Here is a 17,031-nt window from a genome sequence, read left to right on the forward strand (position 1 = left end):
TCGGTGCCTCGAAGGTGACGACCAGGAGCCCTCTCATGAACAACCATCGGTTTCCCCCTGCTCCCCGGAGGGCAGCCGCCCTGCACGGGGCGTGGCTGTGCGCAGCCCTCCTCGCGCTCGGCGGCACGGCGCTCGCCCAGCAGGCGCAGCCCACGGCCGCGCACCCCACGGCAGCGCACCCCACCGTCGTGCTGGTGCACGGCGCCTTCGCGGAGAGCTCCAGCTGGGACGGCGTCATCACCCCGCTGCTGCGCGAGGGCTACCCGGTGCGGGCGATCGCCCTGCCGCTGCGGGGCCTCGCCTCCGACGTGCAGTACGTGGCCAGCACGCTGCGGTCCATTCCCGGCCCCCTCGTGCTCGTGGGCCACTCCTTCGGTGGCATGGTGGTGAGCGGCGCTGCGCAGGGCAACGCACAGGTGAAGGCGCTCGTCTTCGTCAACGCCTTCGCGCCCGAGCAGGGCGAGACCGCCTCGGACCTCGCCGGCCGCTTCCCCGGCGCGACGCTCGGCCCCACCCTCACCTCGGTGACGCTGCCGGACGGGGGCAAGGACCTCTACATCCAGCCGGCGAAGTACCACGCGCAGTTCTGCGCGGACGTGCCGGCGGCGCAGGCCGCGCAGATGGCCGCCACCCAGCGACCCATCCTCGAGTCCGCGTTCAGCGAGAAGGCCGGGGCGCCGGCCTGGAAGCAGGTGCCCTCCTGGTTCTTCTTCGGGAGCGCGGACAAGAACATCCCTGTCGCCGCCCACCGCTTCATGGCCCAGCGCGCAGGTGCCCGGCAGACCATCGAGGTGAAGGGCGCCTCGCACGTCGCGGGCATCACCCACGCGGCCCAGCTCGCGCGGCTCATCGAGGACGCCGCGAAGGCGACCGCCGGTGCGCCCTCCGCCGAGCGCCAGGGCCGCAGCGCGGGCGCGCCCTGAGCCCTGTCAGATCTGGGCCTGGCCGCCGTCCACGAACAGCTCGGTGCCGGTGATGAAGCTCGCCTCGTCGCTGGCGAGGAAGGACATGGCGGCCGCAATCTCCTCCGGCTGCCCCGTCCTGCCCAGGGCGGTGGAGGCGGCCGCCTGCTCCACGAAGCCCGCCAGCTGCGCGTCGTCCAGGCCGAGCTCCGAGCGGTAGGCGGGGGTGACCACGGTGCCGGGGGCCACCACGTTCACCCGGATGTCGCGGCCCTTGAGGTCCGTGGCCCAGCTGCGCGCGAACGAGCGCAGGGCCGCCTTGGACGCCGCGTACACGCTGAAGGCCGGCAGCCCCTTGGAGGCGGCGATGGAGCCGGTGATCACGATGGCCGAGCCCGCGCGCATCAGGGGCAGCGCCTTCTGCACCGTGAACAGCGTCCCCTTCACGTTGATGTCGAAGTACTTGTCGAACTGCTCCTCGGTGATCTGCCCGAGCGGAACGAGCTGGCCGCCGCCTGCGTTCGCGAACAGCAGGTCGAGGTGGTCGTGTGACCGGCGGATCTGCGCGTAGATGCGATCGAGGTCCTCGAGCCGGGAGATGTCGCCCCGGATGCCCGTCACGTTGCGGCCGATCAGCCCCACCGCGGCGTCGAGCTCGGGCTGCCTCCTTCCGGTGACGTAGACGTACGCGCCCTCCTCCACGAGCCGCCGTGCCGTGGCGAGCCCGATGCCGGAGGTTCCGCCGGTGACGAGCGCCACCTTGCCTTGATGCCGCGTGGGATGGACCGGGTGCATGGCGTTCGCTCCTGGGTGGGGGAGACCGAATGGATCTCACCCCCGGAGATGCACCCCCTTTCGCCAGAGGCTTGAAGGATCGTGCGAATCGGCGCGGGCGAGCGGACGCGCTGCCCGGGTGCATGCCCGTCGTCGAGCCGGGCGAAGCGCTCGTGCGCAGGCACGCCCTCAGGCGCGGAGGACTACCGTGAGGCTCGCCGCCCCGCAGCAGCTACGCGGCGCGGGCGCCCTCGCCGTGCACGAGCGCCACGCGCGCCTGCACCAGCGCGCGCAGCTGCGGCAGGTCGAAGGGCTTCTCCAGCAGCGGGCAGTCCACCTGCTCGAGGAACTCGCGGGCGCCGGGCGTGAAGGCGCCGCCGCTGATGAAGACGAAGCGGCGCGCTCGCGCCGGGTGGCTCGCGCGCACCTCGGCGTAGAGCTCCATGCCGGTCATCTCCGGCATCATCAGGTCGCAGAGCACCACGTCGTAGGCGTCCGCGTCCGCGCTCAGCAGCTCGAGCGCGCGGCGCGAGCTGGAGACGCCCTCCACCTCGTGCTGGCGGCCCAGCGCGCGGCGCATCGCGCCCAGCACCAGCGGCTCGTCGTCCACCACCAGCACGCGTCCGCGCGGCGCCTCGCTGCTCGCGGCGGCCTCGCTGCTCGCGGGCGCCTGGGCGGCGGCGCGCGCGGCCGGCAGCACCACGCGGAAGGTGCTGCCCCGGCCGAGGCTGCTCTCCACCTGGATGCGCCCGCCCATCGCGGTGACGAAGGCGTGGCAGAGCGAGAGCCCGAGGCCCGTGCCCACGCCCACCGGCTTGGTGGTGAAGAAGGGGTCGAAGATGCGCCCCAGCACCTCGGGGGCGATGCCCGCGCCGGTGTCCTGCACCTCGGCCACCACGTTGCCGTCCGCGTCCACCGAGGTGGCGAGGCGGATCTCGTGCTCGCCCACGCGCCCCTCGGGCAGCGCCTGCGCGGCGTTGATGAGCAGGTTGAGGAACACCTGGCCCAGGCGCGCCTCGTTGCCCTGCACGAAGGGCACCTCCCCGTAGCGCTTCACCAGGCGGGCGCGGTGGCGCACCTCGGTGGAGGCCATCTTCGCCGCCGAGTCGAGCACCGCGTGCAGGTCCACGCTGCCGCTCTCGTCCTGGTCCGCGCGGCTGAAGGTCTTCAGGTCGCGCACGATGCGCCGCACGCGCTCGGCGCCGTGCAGCGCCTCGCGCAGGGACTGCTCCATCTCCGCGAGCCGCTCGCCCGCGCGCTCCGCCTCGAGCGCCGGCACGTCCCGCCCCCCGCCCAGCGTGCGCTGCAGGCGGCTCACCTCGAGGCAGGCGAAGTCCAGGTTGGAGAGGATGTACGCGAGCGGGTTGTTCACCTCGTGGCCCACGCCGGCCGCGAGCGTGCCCACGGCCGCCATGCGGCCCGCCTGCACCAGCTGCGCCTGGGTCTCGCGCAGCACGCGCAGGTTCTCGTCCAGCACGCCGTTGGCGCGCGCGAGCTCGCGGGTGCGCTCCTCCACGCGCGCCTCCAGCCAGCTCTCGCGCTCGCGCATGCGGCGCACGCGCAGGCGCAGCACCCAGGCGAGCGCCGCCGCGAGCGAGAGCCCCAGCGCCACCCAGAACCAGGTCGTCTCCCACACGTGGGGGCGGAAGCGCACGGCGAGCGGCGCCTCCATCTCGCGCCACTCGCCGCCCTCGGCGCGCACGCGCAGCTCGAAGCGGTAGGGCCCCGGGGGCAGGTGCACGTAGCGCGCGGTGTGCTGCGGGTCCGCCTCGCGCCAGCCCTCCTCGAGCCCGGTGAGGCGGTACGCGTACTCGAGCCGGTCCGCGCCCGAGAGGTTCACCGCGCCGAAGCGCACGTCCAGGTCGCGCGGGCCGGGGGGCACCTCGAGCGGCGCGTGGGCGGCCTGCGCGAGCGGCACGGGGCGGCCGTTGATGCGCAGCGCGCTCACCTGCGGCTCGGGGGTGAGGGTCTTGTGCACGCGCGCCGGGTCCAGCGACACGAGGCCCGCGATGGTGGGGAACCACAGCCGCCCGTCGCGCGTGCGGTTGCCCGAGGGCTGGCTGGTGCCGTTGCACTCGGCGCTGCGCATGCCGTCCGTCTGGTCCACCAGCGTGTAGCTGACCTGCCGCCGCTTCCCCTCCGCCACCTCCTCCAGCTCCTGGCGGCTCACCCGGTAGATGCCCTTGTTGCAGGAGATCCAGAAGCCGCCGCGGTCGTCCTGCAGGATGCGGAAGACGGCGTCGTCGAAGAGCCCCTGCTCCATGGTGAAGCGGGTGAAGCGCCCGTCCGCGTAGCGGTAGCGGGTGAGGCCGTAGCCGGAGCCGATCCACAGCGCGCCGCTGCCGTCGTCGTGCAGCTCCACCACCTGGTCCGCCGCGAGCCCGTCCTTCTGCGTGAAGTGGGTGAAGGACTGCGTGGCCGGGTCGTAGCGCAAGAGGCCGCGCAGCATGGTGCCCACCCAGATGCGCCCCTCGGCGTCCTCGAGCAGCGCGGGCAGGGGGCCCGCGGGCACGCCCTCGGCGGGGCCGAAGGTGCGGAAGGTGCCGCCGGAGAGGCGGGTGAGGCCCCGCGAGGTGGCGAACCACACGTCGCCGCGCGAGTCCGCGAGCACCGTCCACACCTCGTCGCTCGGCAGGCCGGTGGTGCGGGTGTGGTGCACCACGTAGTCGCCGTCGATCTGGAAGGCGCCGTCGCGCAGCGTGCCCACCCAGAGCACGCCGTCCTTGCCCTCGGCGAGCGAGCGCACGCTCTCGGCGGTGAGCCCGCGCTCCCGCCCGAAGTGCTGCACGCTGCCCGAGCGCAGCACCCGGTCCAGGCCGCCGCGGCTGCCCACCCACAGCGTCCCGTGCGAGTCCTCGAGCACCGGGCCCACCACGTCGCTCGAGAGCCCCTCCTGCGTGCCCACCACCAGCACGTCGCCGTTGCGCAGCCGGTGCAGGCCGGAGGTGTCCGTGCCCACCCAGAGGTTGCCCTCGTGGTCCTCGAGCAGCGCGTTGACGGTGTCGTCCGCGCTGCCGCCCGCGATGCGCAGGGTGGTGAAGCGCCCTGCGCCCAGCCGGCTGAGGCCGCCCAGGCGCGTGCCCACCCAGAGGTTGCCGTCGCGGTCCTCGAGCAGGCTCGTGATGCGCCCGGTGGGCAGCCCGTCCGCCTGCGTGTACACGCGCTGCGGCTGGGCGGGGCCGCGCAGCTGGTAGAGCCCGCCCCAGGTTCCCACCCAGAGGCTGCCGTCGCGCCCCGCGTGCAGCGCCGTCACGCCGGCGCGCTCTCCGGGAGCCAGCGCGAGCGCGGGCTTGAGCGCCACCGGCTGCAGGCGCGGCCCCTCGATGCGGAAGAGCCCCGGCCAGCCGCCCGCCCACAGCCCGCCGCGCCGGTCCGGCAGCAGCGCCACGAGGCCGCGGTGCGGGGCCTCGGCCTCGCCCTCGAGCAGCTCGAAGCGCTCACCGGAGAGCCAGAGCCGCCCCAGGCCCTCGCTCGTGGCGACGTAGAGCGCGCCGTGGCCGCCCGGCTCCTCCGCGAGCGCCGTGATGCTCGCGTGCGCGAGCGGGCCCTCGCTCGCCACGCGGCGGAAGGCGCCGTTCTCGTACGCCACCAGCCCCTGCTCGGTGCCCACCCACAGCACCCCGCGCGCATCCTCGAGCAGCGCGCGCGCCGCGTGGCTGTGCAGCTCCGGCACGCTGCGCTTGTCGAACACGGTGAAGTGGCTGCCATCGAAGCGCACCAGCCCCTCGGCGGTGCTCACCCACAGGGGCCCGCCGCCGCGCACCTGCGCGAGCGCGAGCACGGTGTTCTGCGGCAGCCCGTCCGCGTTGCTCCAGCTCGCGCGCGCGTACTGCGTCACCCGGCGCGCCGGGTCCAGCGCGTGCGCAGGAAGCGCGGTGAGGCCTGCGAGCGCCGCCAGCGCCAGCAGCAGGGCGCGCGCCGTGGAGAGCCGGGCGCGCGCGCGTGCGCCGCCCTCCTGCTGCGGATTCCTCGGCTGCGGGACCATGTTCCCGCCAGTTTAGACGGTCCGATCCTCGACAGCGAACTCCCCTCCCTTTTCCGCTGGAGGTGGAAGGCGGGGCCCCTCGCGGGCGGGGAGGTGCTCGGTGAAGAGGGGCGCGGTGCGGGGCGGGGTGCGCCCGGGGCGCAGCTCGCGGCAGGGGGCCTGGAAGTAGGAGACGGTGGCGGCCGCCCCCTGCAGCTCGAGCAGGGCCCAGGCGTGGAAGTCCAGCAGCCCGTCGTCCGAGAGGCGGGTGTGGGGCAGCACCGAGGGCGGGGCGCGCTCGCCCTCGGGCAGCCTCAGGCCGGGCAGGGGGGAGCGGCGCTGCGGGTGCACGAGCCGGGGCACCGCGCCCGCGCCGATGCAGCGGCCGCGCGCGAGGCCCGCGTAGGGGGCGAAGACGAGCAGGTCGTGCTCGTGGCCCCAGAGCCACAGCGCCACGCGCTCGAGCAGCTCCCCGAGCCCTGCGCGCAGGTGGGGGTTCACCGCCACGCTGCGCCCCTCGGCGTCCTGCCCCACGCCGCTGAAGGACAGGTAGGGGTGGTGGCTGAGGAGCACGCTGCGGCGCCCGCCCGCGTTCAGCAGCTTGTCGCGGTGCCAGGCCAGCTCGCTCCTCTCCAGGGTGGTGAGCGTGTGGCCCGCCTCGCGCGGGGAGGGGTCGTGCAGGCCGGTGTCCAGGGCGAGCAGCTGCCAGTGCGCGTTGCGCAGGCAGAAGTAGCTCGCGGGCTGGCCCAGCGCCGCGAGCAGCTGGCGGTAGCCCTCGCCGCCCGAGTAGCGGTCGTGGTTGCCGGCGAGCGCGAAGACGGGTGGGCGCCCCTGCGGGAAGGCGCGCGCGAAGAGGTCCAGGAAGTGGGCGCGCACCTCGTGCGGCGTGCCCGCGTAGTAGATGTCCCCCAGGTGCAGCACCACGTCGGGGCGCGCCTGGGCCACCTGCTCCAGCAGCCCCTCGGCGTCCGGCATGCCGGTGCCCCAGTCCGCGAGCAGCGCCACGCGCGCGGGGTCCGGCAGCACGCCGTCCAGCACGAAGTCGGAGAGCTGCCGGTGGCGCACGTAGGCGGGGGGGCCGCCGCGCTCGAGCGCCCGCTCGTAGGCGACCAGCGCCTCCAGCCACAGCGGGTCGCAGCTGAGGTAGCGCACCTCGCTGCGCAGCAGCGCCACACCCGCGGCGTCCCGGCGCGCGTGCGCGAGCGCGAGTTGCACGAAGAGGCGCGCGCACTGCAGCGCCTCGCGGCGCAGGGGCAGTCCGTCCGGGTGCGGCGCGGGCGGCTGCGGCAGGCCCGGCTGCAGCGCCTCGCGCGCGGCCGCGTGCGTGGCCCGCATCGCCTCGTGCTCCGCGCTCAGGTGCAGCCCCTCGCCCGGCATGCCCGCGAGCCCCGCGCGGCGCGCGAGGGTCTCGTGCAGGGCGGCCTGCCAGAGCGAGAGGGCCGGATGGCGGAAGGTGGCGTCGTGCCGCAGCATGCAGGGGGAGGGTAGGTCCGCCCGCCGCCACGCGCCGCTGCGAGCGTTCAGCCGTGGGCGCTCGGGGCGCTGCGGCTGGCTGCCCTCGCTGTCGCGCGTCCGATAGAGAGGGGGCCCGCGAGGGACAGCTCCGGGGCTGATCGCCCAGGCCCCCGGCCGTGCGCCGCGAGCGCGGCGTCCGCTCCCACCCCGGTGGTCCCCACGCCCCTGTTGGAAATCCCTCGGATTCCGGAGGGTTGGGAAGGCCGGGGAATGGGGCCGGCCCACCGGGCGCCCGGGCCGCCTGCTGCCCCCCGGCCGGAGGAGGAGCCCACGCCCTTGGCCCAGGCATTCCGCACACTTCTGGCTCCAGATGGGGCATGAGCCGAGCCGGTTGCACCGTGCGCGACTTCAGTGCTAGGAGCCGCGCGCGCGCAGGGTGTCGGAAGGGCGGGGCAGGGCGGCGAGGGCGCACAAACCCACCGTGTTGTCGGGGAGTTGGATGGCGGAGCGGCCGCAGGACGAGCGCAAGCAGGAGGGCGCTGACCGCGAGGGCGAGGAGCTCAGTCCGGTGGCGCGGCAGATGCGCACCTCGGAGCCGTACATCTCCGCGGTGTGGCAGCTGGTGAATGGGGCGATCTTCGGAGTGGTCGGGGGCTACCTGCTCGACCGGTGGTTGGGGACGGGCCCCTGGTTCCTCCTGGGGCTGAGCGTGGCGGGCATCGGGGTGGGCTTCTACGCCTTCCTGCGGACCATGCTGCGGCTGGGGAAGAAGAAGTGACGGTGCAGGAGCAGGGCGCGGGCCGCTTCGGCGTGCACGCGGGGGCGGCGGCGGGCGTGGTGGTGGGAGCGGCCCTGGCCGCGTGGCTGCTCGCGCAGCCGGGTGGGACGCGCGAGAGCGCGCTGGTGGGCGTGGGGCTCGCGGGGGCGAGCAGCGCGGTGGCGCTGCTGCTCAAGCGGCGGGCGGTGCAGGGCGACCTGAAGGCCGCGCTGAAGGTGATGGGGATGGTGTTCGGCCTGCGGGCCGTGCTGGTGGCGGTGGGGCTCGCGGTGGCGGTGAAGCAGGGCGGGTCGGCGGTGGCGTTCGTACTGGGCTTCTTCGGCGCGTACTTCGCGCTGCAGTGTATCGAGTTGAGCTACGTGGTGGCGGCGGCCCGCAGGGGCCCCGACGGAGACGCGCGATGAAGAAGGCAATGGTCCTGCTCGCAGTGCTGATGACGGGTGCCGCGTTCGGCCAGGAGCCCGAGCACGGTGCGGCCGCCGAGCACGGCACGGCTGCGCACGGCGCGAGCGCCGCTGGCGGCGAGCACGCCGAGAGCTACGGCGAGAGGGTCGAGGAGCACGAGGAGAACACGGCGGAGTACATCCTCCACCACGTCTCCGACTCCAACGAGTACGAGTTCGAGGTCCCGCTCAGCCGCACCCGCCACGTGGTGCACCTGCCCCGCATCCTCATCCCCACCCGCGAGGGCGGCTGCGCGGTGGATGCGCACGGCAACGCGGGCCCGGGCTGCATCGACCTCTCCATCACCAAGCACACGGTGATGATGTGGCTCGCCGCGGTGCTCCTCCTCCTCGCGATGCTGCTGGGCACCAACCGCAACAAGAACAAGCTGGTCCCGCGCGGCACCAGCCAGAACCTGTTCGAGATGCTGGTGCTCTTCGTGCGCGACGAGCTGGCGATCAAGAACATCGGCAAGGAGGACGGCCCCCGCTACACGCCGTACCTGCTCACCGCGTTCTTCTTCATCCTCTTCATGAACCTGCTGGGCCTCTTCCCCTGGATGGCCAGCGCCACGGGCAACATCGCGGTGACCTGCGGGCTCGCGCTCTGCACCTTCTTCGTGACGCAGGCGGCGAGCATCCGCGCGGCCGGCCTCAAGGGCTACCTCGCGCACCTCACCGGCGGCGTGCACTGGGCGCTCTGGCCCATCATGATCCCGGTGGAGTTCCTGGGCCTCTTCACCAAGCCCTTCGCGCTCACCATCCGCCTCTTCGCCAACATGCTGGCGGGGCACATCGTCATCTTCTTCCTGCTCGGCCTCATCTTCATGCTCGGCCACCCCGCGGTGGCGCTGGTGAGCGTGCCCTTCGCGCTGGGCATCTACCTGCTCGAGCTCTTCGTGGCCTTCGTGCAGGCGTACGTGTTCACCATGCTCTCGGCGCTCTTCATCGGCATGGGCGTGGCCATGGGCCACCACGGCCACGGCGACCACCACGACCACGGCGATGCCGATGCCGGCCACGTCGAGGGCGCCCACAGCCACGACCACGGCGCCGGGCACCACATCTAGAGTTTCGGGCAGCCGCCCGAGTGAAGGCACCCGCCGGGCGAGAGTCCGGCGGAGGTAGTCCAAAAGGGCCCTAACGACCCCCCCACAAGCGGGTCCGCAGCACGAAAGAGAAGAACCCCCATGACCTCCGTCGCTCTTGCATTCCTCGCCGCCGGTATCGGCGCCGGCCTCTCCATCATCGGTGCCGCGCTCGGCATCGGTAAGCTCGCCGCCGCCGCCATGGACGCGACCGGCCGCCAGCCCGCCGCCGCCGGCGACGTGCGCACCACCATGATCATCGCCGCGGCGCTCATCGAAGGCGCGACCCTGTTCGCGCTGGTGGTCTGCATCCTCCTCGCGATCAAGGCTTAAGGCCCCGCGAGGCAGGTCCCGGGCTCCGGCGCTCCCGCGGTGGGGGCGCCGGACTCTGGGGACCCTGGAAGCACCGAGTCATCGAAGCACCCACGGCCTCACCCGCCCACCACCGCACCCCTTCCTTCCTCACCCCACGAGAGCAACCGACCATGGTCCTGCCCTACGTCCTCGCCAGCAGCTTCACGGAGGTCCGCCCGGGCCTCATCTTCTGGACGATCGTCACCTTCCTCATCGTCTTCTTCGTTCTGCGCGCCAAGGCGTGGGGCCCCATCCTCAGCATCGTCTCGGAGCGCGAGCGCCAGATCGAGAACTCGATCGAGAGCGCCAAGAAGGAGCGCGCCGAGGCGGAGCGCCTGCTCGCCGAGCAGAAGACGGCCGTGGCCGAGGCCCGCCGCGAGGCGGCCGAGAGCCTGCGCCGCAACCAGGCGGAGATGGAGCGCTTCCGCGAGGAGCTGATGGCCAAGAGCCGCAAGGAGGCCGAGGAGCTCAAGCTCAGCGCCCGCCGCGAGATCGACGAGCAGAAGACCAAGGCCATCGCCGAGGTGCGCGCCATGGCGGTGGACCTGGCCATGGAAGTGGCCGGCAAGCTGCTCAACGAGCGCATGGACGACACCCGCCAGCGCGCGCTGGCCGAGCAGTTCGTCGCCGGGCTCCCCGTCGCCGGCCACACCGCTCCGGGCGCGCAGCCCGAGAAGCGCATCTAGGAGTCACACCGTGGCGCTTTCCATCGGCATCGTGGGCCTGCCCAACGTGGGCAAGAGCACCCTCTTCAACGCGCTCAGCGCGGCGGGCGCTCAGGCGGCCAACTACCCCTTCTGCACCATCGAGCCCAACGTGGGCGTGGTGCCGGTGCCGGACGAGCGCTTGGAGAAGCTCACCGCGCTGGTGAAGCCTCTCAAGAAGATCCCCACCAGCCTCGAGTTCGTGGACATCGCGGGCCTGGTGCGCGGCGCCTCCAAGGGCGAGGGCCTGGGCAACCAGTTCCTCGCGAACATCCGCCAGGTGGACGCGGTGCTGCACGTGCTGCGCTGCTTCGAGGACGACAACGTCACGCACGTGGAGGGTGGGGTGAACCCGCTGCGTGACCGCGACGTGGTGGACACGGAGCTGTGCCTCAAGGACCTGGAGACGGTGGACAAGCGCCGCGAGCGCACGAGCAAGAACCTCAAGGTGGGCGGGAAGGCCGCCGAGGAGGCCAAGGCCGAGATGGCCCTGCTCGACCGCATCAAGGCGGGGCTCGACAACGCCGTCACCATCCGCGCGCAGAAGCTCACCGCGGACGAGCGCGCCGTCATCCGCGACCTCTTCCTGCTCACCGACAAGCCCGTGCTCTACGTGGCGAACATCGGCGAGAGCCAGATGGGCAAGGAGGACTCGGACCCGCGCGTGATGGCGGTGCGCGAGATGGCCGCGAAGGAGGGCGCTGAGGTCGTGGTGCTCGCCGCGGGCATCGAGAGCGAGATCCAGCAGCTGCCCGAGGGCGAGCGCGCCGGCTTCCTGGAGAGCGTGGGGCTCACCGAGCCGGGCCTGCACAAGGTGGTGCGCGCCGGCTACAAGCTGCTGGGCCTGTGGACCTACTTCACCGTGGGCGAGCAGGAGTGCCGCGCGTGGACCATCCACCAGGGCTACAAGGCCCCCCAGGCCGCCGGCGTCATCCACTCGGACTTCGAGCGCGGCTTCATCAAGGCGGAGGTCCTGCGCTGGGAGGACCTCATCAAGTACGGCAGCGAGGCGGCCGTGCGCGAGAAGGGCCTGCTGCGCATCGAGGGCAAGGAGTACGTCGTCCAGGACGGCGACTGCATGCACTTCCGCTTCAACGTGTAGCGGCCTCCCGCTGCCCGTGCGCCTGCGCCTCCGTGACCCCGGGTCACGGGGGCGCTGTGCTTTTCAGCCCTGCGCGGGCAGCCCGCGCACCGCCGTCACCACCCAGAAGCCCGCGGCGAGCAGCGTGACCACGGTGTAGAGCACCGCGCGCCGGCGCGCCGCCCGGCCCTCCTCGCCCTCCTGGCGCAGCGCGAGCAGCCACATGCCGCCCACGCGCAGGAGGAAGAAGAGCGCGATGCACACCGCGCCCATCACCTGCCACTGCGCGGGCTGCTTGAAGGCGAGCAGCCAGGCGCCGAGGTAGGCGAGGTTGCCGACGAGGAAGAGGCCCTGGAAGGTGGCGGGAGGGATGGAGGCGGTGCGCACGGGCCGCGAGTCTCCACCCCCTGGGCCCCGCGTCAACCGCTGCGTCAGTGGGCGTAGCCGGGAGTGACCAGGCTCTGGTCCGAGACCGTCCAGCTCACGGGGCGCTGCACGCCCATGTAGCGGCGCTCCAGGTGCGGCGAGAGCGTGAGCGCGAGCAGCGCGGCCTGCTGGCCGAGGGGCTTCTCGGTGAGCTCCTCCGAGAAGGCGAGCTCCGAGTCGCGCTGGCGCGCACCGCCGCACGCCGTGGGCCCGCGGAAGCCGCCCTTCACGCGGAACAGCGCGTAGTGGCACTCGCCCACGCGCCCCGAGAGCCCGCCCTTCTCGATGACCAGGTCCACCGGCATGCCGGCGAAGGAGCCCAGCAGCCGCGTGTCGTCACCCTGCGCGAGCTCGAGGCGGGTGAGCTGTCCGCCCACCACCCCCTTGAGGTACTGGCCGTTCCAGGAGAGGTCCACCGGCACCTCGCGGAAGCGGCCGCGCATGCTGCTCTCGCTCACGCGCAGGTCGGTGGTGCGGCCCACCACGCCGCGCGCTCCCACCACGAGGTCCTCGCTGCTCGTCGCACCGATGCGCGGCGCGTCCGCCTCCGCGCGCACGCCGCTGCCCGTGCCCGAACACGCGCTCGCACCCACTGCCAGCACTGCGATTGCCCATGCCTTCATGTCGCGCTCCTCTGCGGTCGTCGCGCTCGCGCGCCCAGGTGGGCTCGCCGCGCTTCGTCCGGGGAACGCGCGCGTTTTTCCGCGCATATCGTTGCGTTTCCGAGGCGTGCGGAAGGCCGCTCGCGCGAGCGCGCGCGCAACGCGGAGGTGCTCGCGCCATATCGCCGGTGTCCTTCTGCCGCGCACCGCGCGAGACTGGGCGCGCCATGTCCCGCCTCCTCGAAACGCTGCAGTCCCTCAAGCTCGTGCGCGACGCCGCAGCGGCGCGCGCGCTCGTCCCCGCGGGCGAGCGCCCGGAGGTCTCGCTCCTGCGCCTGTGCGACGGCGGGCAGCTGGTGGGCGGGCTCTCGGTGTCGCTCGGCGTGCGGCCCGACGAGCTGGTGGGCCCGCTCACGCTCGCGATGGGCGGCGCGGCGCGCGGCCTGCGCGTGCTCGACGTGCGCGAGCGCCCGGTGCTCGAGCTGCAGGTGATGGCGGGCACGCTCACCGAGCGCTGGGAGGTGGAGGACCTCTACGCGCTGGTGCACAACCTCAACGACCTGTACCGCGACGCCGCGGACACCGCGCGCATCGCGGTGCTGAGCGAGTGGGAGGACGCGCTGCAGCTGTGGTGCGTGCCGCGCACGGCGCTCGCGCGCCTGCTGCAGGAGCCCTTCTTCCAGCCGCAGAACCGCCGCGCCCTCCTGCCCGCGGCCGCGCGATGACGCCGGGACGGAGGCTCGCCCCGGGGAGCGGCCTGGGCGATGCTCGGAGCGGACCGGAGGCTGCTGCGCCATGGGACTGAGAGAGCTCGACGACACGCCGGCGAAGCCCACGGAGCCCGAGGCCGGTGCCTCGGGCTGTGGCTCGATGTCCCTCGCCTTCCTCTCCGCGTTCGCCGGGCTGAGCGGCCTCCTCGCGGGCGTCGTGGGAGTCGTGGCCGGCTTCTTCTTCGCGGCACTGGGGGCCTTCAGCGTGTTCGCCCTCGTGTACGAGGCGAAGCAGCACGACCGTTGGGGCCGGGTCGTCGTGGCGGCGCTGATGGGCGCTCTCGCGGGGGTCCTGCTGCTCGCGGGACTGCGCTCGCTCCTCACGCCCTGGCCCTTCGGCTGACCCGTTGGCTGTAGAGCAGGGGAGCAGGCGCGGGGGAGGCCGGCGGGCGCCGCCGTGCATACCGTGCGCGGTATGCCCAAGCCCTTGAAGATCGCCGTGTTGCACTACCAGCCTCAGGGTGAAGAGGTGGACCCGGTGGTGCTGCAGGTGCAGGACGCGCTGCAGAAGAACGGTCACGAGGCCAGCCTCATCGGCGTGGACGACCGGGTGACGGACGTGCTGCAGCAGATCGAGCGCGCCAAGTGCGACCTCGTCTTCAACGTGTGCGAGACCTTCGCGGACGACTACCGCATGGAGGTGAACATCGCCGCGCTGATGGAGATGGCGGGCGTGAAGTTCACCGGCTCGGGCACCGCGGGGCTGCTGCTCGCGCAGGACAAGATCCTCACCAAGCAGCTGCTCGAGTTCCACCACGTGCTCAGCCCGCGCTTCGCCATGTTCGACGAGCACAGCTTCGCGACCAGCGGGGACATCGCCTTCCCGCTCATCGTGAAGCCCGCCAAGAGCGATGCGTCCATCGGCATCGGCAAGAAGGCGGTGGTGAAGGACATGAAGGAGCTGTCCGCGCGCGTGGCGGAGATCCGCGAGCAGCTGGACGACGACGCGCTCGCCGAGGAGTTCATCGAGGGGCGCGAGATGTACGTCGCGGTGCTCGGCCCCCCGAGCGCCCCCGAGGTGCTGCCCATCGTGGAGCTGGACTTCGGCAAGTGGGACGCGAGCAAGCCCAAGGTGGCCAACCGCGACGTGAAGTTCGGCCCCGAGACGAAGGACAGCCCGCGCCTGCTCATCGCGCGCGACGTGTCCGACGAGCTGCAGGAGCGCATCGAGCGCGCCGCCACCAGCGCCTACCGTGCGCTCAAGCTGCGCGACTACGCGCGCATCGACTTCCGGGTGAGCGCGCGCAGCAACGCGCCCTACCTGCTCGAGGTGAACCCCAACCCCTACCTCGAGAACCGTTGCGAGGTGGCGCTCGCGGCGATGGCCGCAGGCCTCAGCTACGAGCGCCTCGTGGGCCGCATCGTGGACAGCGCGGTGCAGCGCTACAAGCTGCTGCGCCCGCCGCGCGGCCCCGCTGCGCAGACGGCGGCGCCCGCGAAGCTCGAGGTGCTCGAGGGCGCGAAGAGCTAGCGCGCGCCGCTACTCGTCCCCGCCCAGCAGCGCGCCCAGCCCCACGCCGCCCAGCACGCTGCCCTCCTCGCGCTGACCGAGCGGCCCCGCGGCCGCGATGATGCGGCCCGAGAGCCGGCTGAGCGGCAGGGACTGCAGCCACACCTTGCCGGGGCCGCGCAGGGTGGCGAAGAAGAGCCCCTCGCCGCCGAAGAAGGTGCTCTTGATGCCGCCCACCATCTGGATGTCGTAGGCCACGCTGGGCTGGAACGCGACGATGCAGCCGGTGTCCACGCGCAGGAGCTCCCCGGGCGCGAGCGTGCGCTCGTGCAGGGTGCCGCCCGCGTGGATGAAGGCGAGCCCGTCTCCCTGCAGCCGCTGCATGATGAAGCCCTCGCCGCCGAAGAGCCCGGCGCCCAGGCGCTTCTGGAAGGCGATGCCCACGCTCACGCCCTTCGCGGCCGCGAGGAAGCTGTCCTTCTGGGTGATGAGCTCGCCGCCCAGCTCGCCCAGGTGGATGGGGAGGATCTTCCCCGGGTAGGGCGCCGCGAAGGCGACGCGGCGCTTGCCCTGGCCCTGGTTGAGGAACACCGTCATGAAGAGGCTCTCGCCGGTGAGCAGCCGCTTGCCCGCGCCCATCAGCGCGCCGAGGAAGCCGCTCTGCTTCTTGGAGCCATCCCCGAAGATGGTCTCCATGGCGATGCCGTCCTCCATGAACATCATCCCGCCGGCCTCGGCCACCGCCGCCTCGCCGGGGTCCAGCTCCACCTCCACGAACTGCATCTCGGAGCCGTGAATCTCGTAGTCCACCTCGTGCATCTGCGACATGCGCGTGACCTCGGGGCGAAGGAGTAAAGCTGCCCCGGGGATACGCAGGAGCGGGGCGGACTATTGCCGCCGCACGCCCGCTCGCTCCCGCCTGCACTAAACTGTCCGCCCATGACCTTCCTGCGCTCTGTCCTCTCCTTCGCGCTGTGTGCTGCTGCCCTCGCGCCGGTGCTCGCCCATGCCGCGTCCCCCGACGACGCCGCCGCGCGCCTCGAGCGCGCGCGCAAGCTGCTGCGCGAGGTGCCCCTCGTCGACGGCCACAACGACCTGCCCTGGCAGGTGCGCGAGCGCGAGGGCAACCGGCTCTCCCAGCTGGACCTGATGGCCGACGGGCGGAAGCTGACGCCGCCCCTGCACACCGACCTGCCGCGGCTGCGCGAGGGCGGGGTGGGCGGCGTGTTCTGGAGCGTGTACGTGCCCGCGGACCTGCCCGGCTCGGACGCGGTGCTCGCCACGCTGGACCAGATGGACGTGGTGCACCGCCTGGTGGAGCGCTACCCGAAGCAGCTCTCGCTCGCGCTCACCGCGGCGGACGTGGAGCGCGCGCACCACGAGGGCAAGGTGGCCTCGCTCATCGGCATGGAGGGAGGCCACAGCATCGGCGGCTCCGTGGGCGCGCTGCGCCAGCTCTACCGCGCGGGCGCCCGCTACATGACCCTCACCCACTCGAAGAACGTGGGCTGGGCCGAGTCCGCCACGGACGCGCCCCAGGCCGAGCCCCTCACCGAGCAGGGCCGCCTCGTGGTGCGCGAGATGAACCGGCTCGGCATGCTCGTGGACCTCTCGCACGTCTCCGCGCGCGTGATGCACAAGGTGCTCGACGTGGCGCAGGCCCCCGTCATCTTCTCGCACTCGGCCACCTTCGCCCTCACGCCCCACCCGCGCAACGTGCCGGACGACGTGCTCGAGCGGCTCCCGCAGAACGGCGGCGTGGTGATGGTCGCCTTCGTGCCCGACTTCGTCTCGGACGCCGTGCGCCTGCACAACGCCGAGGTCGCCGCCAGCGCCGAGCGCTTCAAGGCGCTCAACACCGGCAACCCCGACGCCGGCAAGGCCGCCTTCGAGGCCTGGCTGAAGGCGCACCCGTACCCCGCCGCCACGCTCGCGCAGGTGGCGGACCACATCGACCACGTGCGCAAGCTCGCCGGCATCGACCACGTGGGGCTCGGCTCCGACTTCGACGGCATCACCCGCACGGTGGAGGGGCTCGGCGGCGTGGAGGCCTACCCCGCGCTGATGGCCGAGCTGCTGCGCCGCGGGTACTCGGACGAGGACGTGCGCAAGGTCGCCGGCAAGAACCTGCTGCGCGTGATGCGGCAGGTGGAGGCCACGGCGCAGCGGCTGCAGAAGGCCGGGCCCGCCGAGGACCCGCTGCCCGGCAGCATCAAGGTGGAGAAGGAGGGGCACTGACC

General features: G+C 73.0%; 17 protein-coding genes. 11 read left to right on the plus strand and 6 right to left on the minus strand.

The genetic code is table 11. The features are described from left to right. Nucleotides 1-35: 35 nt before the first annotated feature. Nucleotides 36-923, plus strand: a complete 888-nt coding sequence (locus tag FGE12_RS25725) for an alpha/beta fold hydrolase (protein ID WP_153869256.1) — start codon at nt 36-38, stop codon at nt 921-923. A gap of 6 nt (nt 924-929) precedes the next feature. On the opposite strand, the gene FGE12_RS25730 is transcribed toward FGE12_RS25725, so the two are convergent. The 3 genes from FGE12_RS25730 to FGE12_RS25740 form a co-directional block, all read right to left on the minus strand. Beyond that, entirely contained in the window at nt 930-1,697 is a 768-nt protein-coding gene (locus tag FGE12_RS25730; protein ID WP_153869257.1) for an SDR family NAD(P)-dependent oxidoreductase, read from the minus strand. Between the two features lie 211 nt (nt 1,698-1,908). Next, nucleotides 1,909-5,661, minus strand: a complete 3,753-nt coding sequence (locus tag FGE12_RS25735; RefSeq protein WP_153869258.1) for a two-component regulator propeller domain-containing protein — start codon at nt 5,659-5,661, stop codon at nt 1,909-1,911. 12 nt (nt 5,662-5,673) lie between these two features. Next, nucleotides 5,674-7,113, minus strand: coding sequence for a metallophosphoesterase (locus tag FGE12_RS25740; protein WP_153869259.1), 1,440 nt, complete (start codon nt 7,111-7,113; stop codon nt 5,674-5,676). Between the two features lie 481 nt (nt 7,114-7,594). Here FGE12_RS25740 and FGE12_RS25745 point away from each other — a divergent pair, with 481 nt between their 5' ends. The 6 genes from FGE12_RS25745 (at nt 7,595) to ychF (ending at nt 11,564) form a co-directional block, all read left to right on the plus strand. Continuing rightward, complete coding sequence (locus FGE12_RS25745) at nt 7,595-7,873, plus strand: AtpZ/AtpI family protein (protein ID WP_153869260.1); 279 nt, start codon at nt 7,595-7,597, stop codon at nt 7,871-7,873. Further along, nucleotides 7,870-8,277 carry a hypothetical protein gene (locus tag FGE12_RS25750; protein ID WP_370459151.1) on the plus strand — a complete coding sequence of 136 codons (408 nt, stop codon included), beginning with the start codon at nt 7,870-7,872 and terminating at the stop codon, nt 8,275-8,277. The genes FGE12_RS25745 and FGE12_RS25750 overlap by 4 nt, the downstream gene beginning before the upstream one ends. Next, nucleotides 8,274-9,386, plus strand: a complete 1,113-nt coding sequence (gene atpB / locus FGE12_RS25755) for a F0F1 ATP synthase subunit A (RefSeq protein WP_153869261.1) — start codon at nt 8,274-8,276, stop codon at nt 9,384-9,386. Before FGE12_RS25750 ends, atpB begins: the two co-directional genes overlap by 4 nt. 120 nt (nt 9,387-9,506) lie before the next feature. Further along, complete coding sequence (locus tag FGE12_RS25760; RefSeq protein ID WP_153869262.1) at nt 9,507-9,737, plus strand: ATP synthase F0 subunit C; 231 nt, start codon at nt 9,507-9,509, stop codon at nt 9,735-9,737. 152 nt (nt 9,738-9,889) lie between these two features. Further along, nucleotides 9,890-10,444 (plus strand): F0F1 ATP synthase subunit B, encoded by a 555-nt coding sequence (gene atpF / locus FGE12_RS25765; protein WP_153869263.1) that lies wholly within the window; start codon nt 9,890-9,892, stop codon nt 10,442-10,444. A 10-nt stretch (nt 10,445-10,454) separates the two neighbouring features. Continuing rightward, complete coding sequence (ychF, locus tag FGE12_RS25770) at nt 10,455-11,564, plus strand: redox-regulated ATPase YchF (protein WP_194798283.1); 1,110 nt, start codon at nt 10,455-10,457, stop codon at nt 11,562-11,564. A gap of 63 nt (nt 11,565-11,627) precedes the next feature. Here the strand turns inward: ychF and FGE12_RS25775 are convergent, their stop codons facing one another. Continuing rightward, the gene (locus FGE12_RS25775) at nt 11,628-11,930 is read right to left on the minus strand and encodes a hypothetical protein (RefSeq protein WP_153869264.1); all 303 of its coding nucleotides are present in this window, start codon (nt 11,928-11,930) and stop codon (nt 11,628-11,630) included. Between the two features lie 44 nt (nt 11,931-11,974). Continuing rightward, a complete protein-coding gene (locus FGE12_RS25780) occupies nt 11,975-12,592 on the minus strand; it encodes a hypothetical protein (RefSeq protein WP_153869265.1) in 618 nt (205 codons plus the stop codon). A 206-nt stretch (nt 12,593-12,798) separates the two neighbouring features. Between FGE12_RS25780 and FGE12_RS25785 the strand changes: the two genes are divergently transcribed. The 3 genes from FGE12_RS25785 (at nt 12,799) to FGE12_RS25795 (ending at nt 14,812) form a co-directional block, all read left to right on the plus strand. Beyond that, entirely contained in the window at nt 12,799-13,296 is a 498-nt protein-coding gene (locus FGE12_RS25785) for a hypothetical protein (protein ID WP_153869266.1), read from the plus strand. A 70-nt stretch (nt 13,297-13,366) separates the two neighbouring features. Next, nucleotides 13,367-13,684, plus strand: a complete 318-nt coding sequence (locus tag FGE12_RS25790; RefSeq protein ID WP_153869267.1) for a hypothetical protein — start codon at nt 13,367-13,369, stop codon at nt 13,682-13,684. Nucleotides 13,685-13,756: 72 nt separating this feature from the next. Next, nucleotides 13,757-14,812, plus strand: a complete 1,056-nt coding sequence (locus tag FGE12_RS25795) for an ATP-grasp domain-containing protein (RefSeq protein ID WP_153869268.1) — start codon at nt 13,757-13,759, stop codon at nt 14,810-14,812. A 9-nt stretch (nt 14,813-14,821) separates the two neighbouring features. Here FGE12_RS25795 and FGE12_RS25800 read toward each other — a convergent pair whose 3' ends face one another. Then, complete coding sequence (locus FGE12_RS25800) at nt 14,822-15,619, minus strand: TIGR00266 family protein (protein WP_153869269.1); 798 nt, start codon at nt 15,617-15,619, stop codon at nt 14,822-14,824. Nucleotides 15,620-15,730: 111 nt separating this feature from the next. Here FGE12_RS25800 and FGE12_RS25805 point away from each other — a divergent pair, with 111 nt between their 5' ends. After that, nucleotides 15,731-17,029, plus strand: coding sequence for a dipeptidase (locus tag FGE12_RS25805; protein ID WP_153869270.1), 1,299 nt, complete (start codon nt 15,731-15,733; stop codon nt 17,027-17,029). Nucleotides 17,030-17,031: the final 2 nt, after the last annotated feature.

Source organism: Aggregicoccus sp. 17bor-14 (genome assembly GCF_009659535.1).
Lineage (GTDB): Bacteria > Myxococcota > Myxococcia > Myxococcales > Myxococcaceae > Aggregicoccus.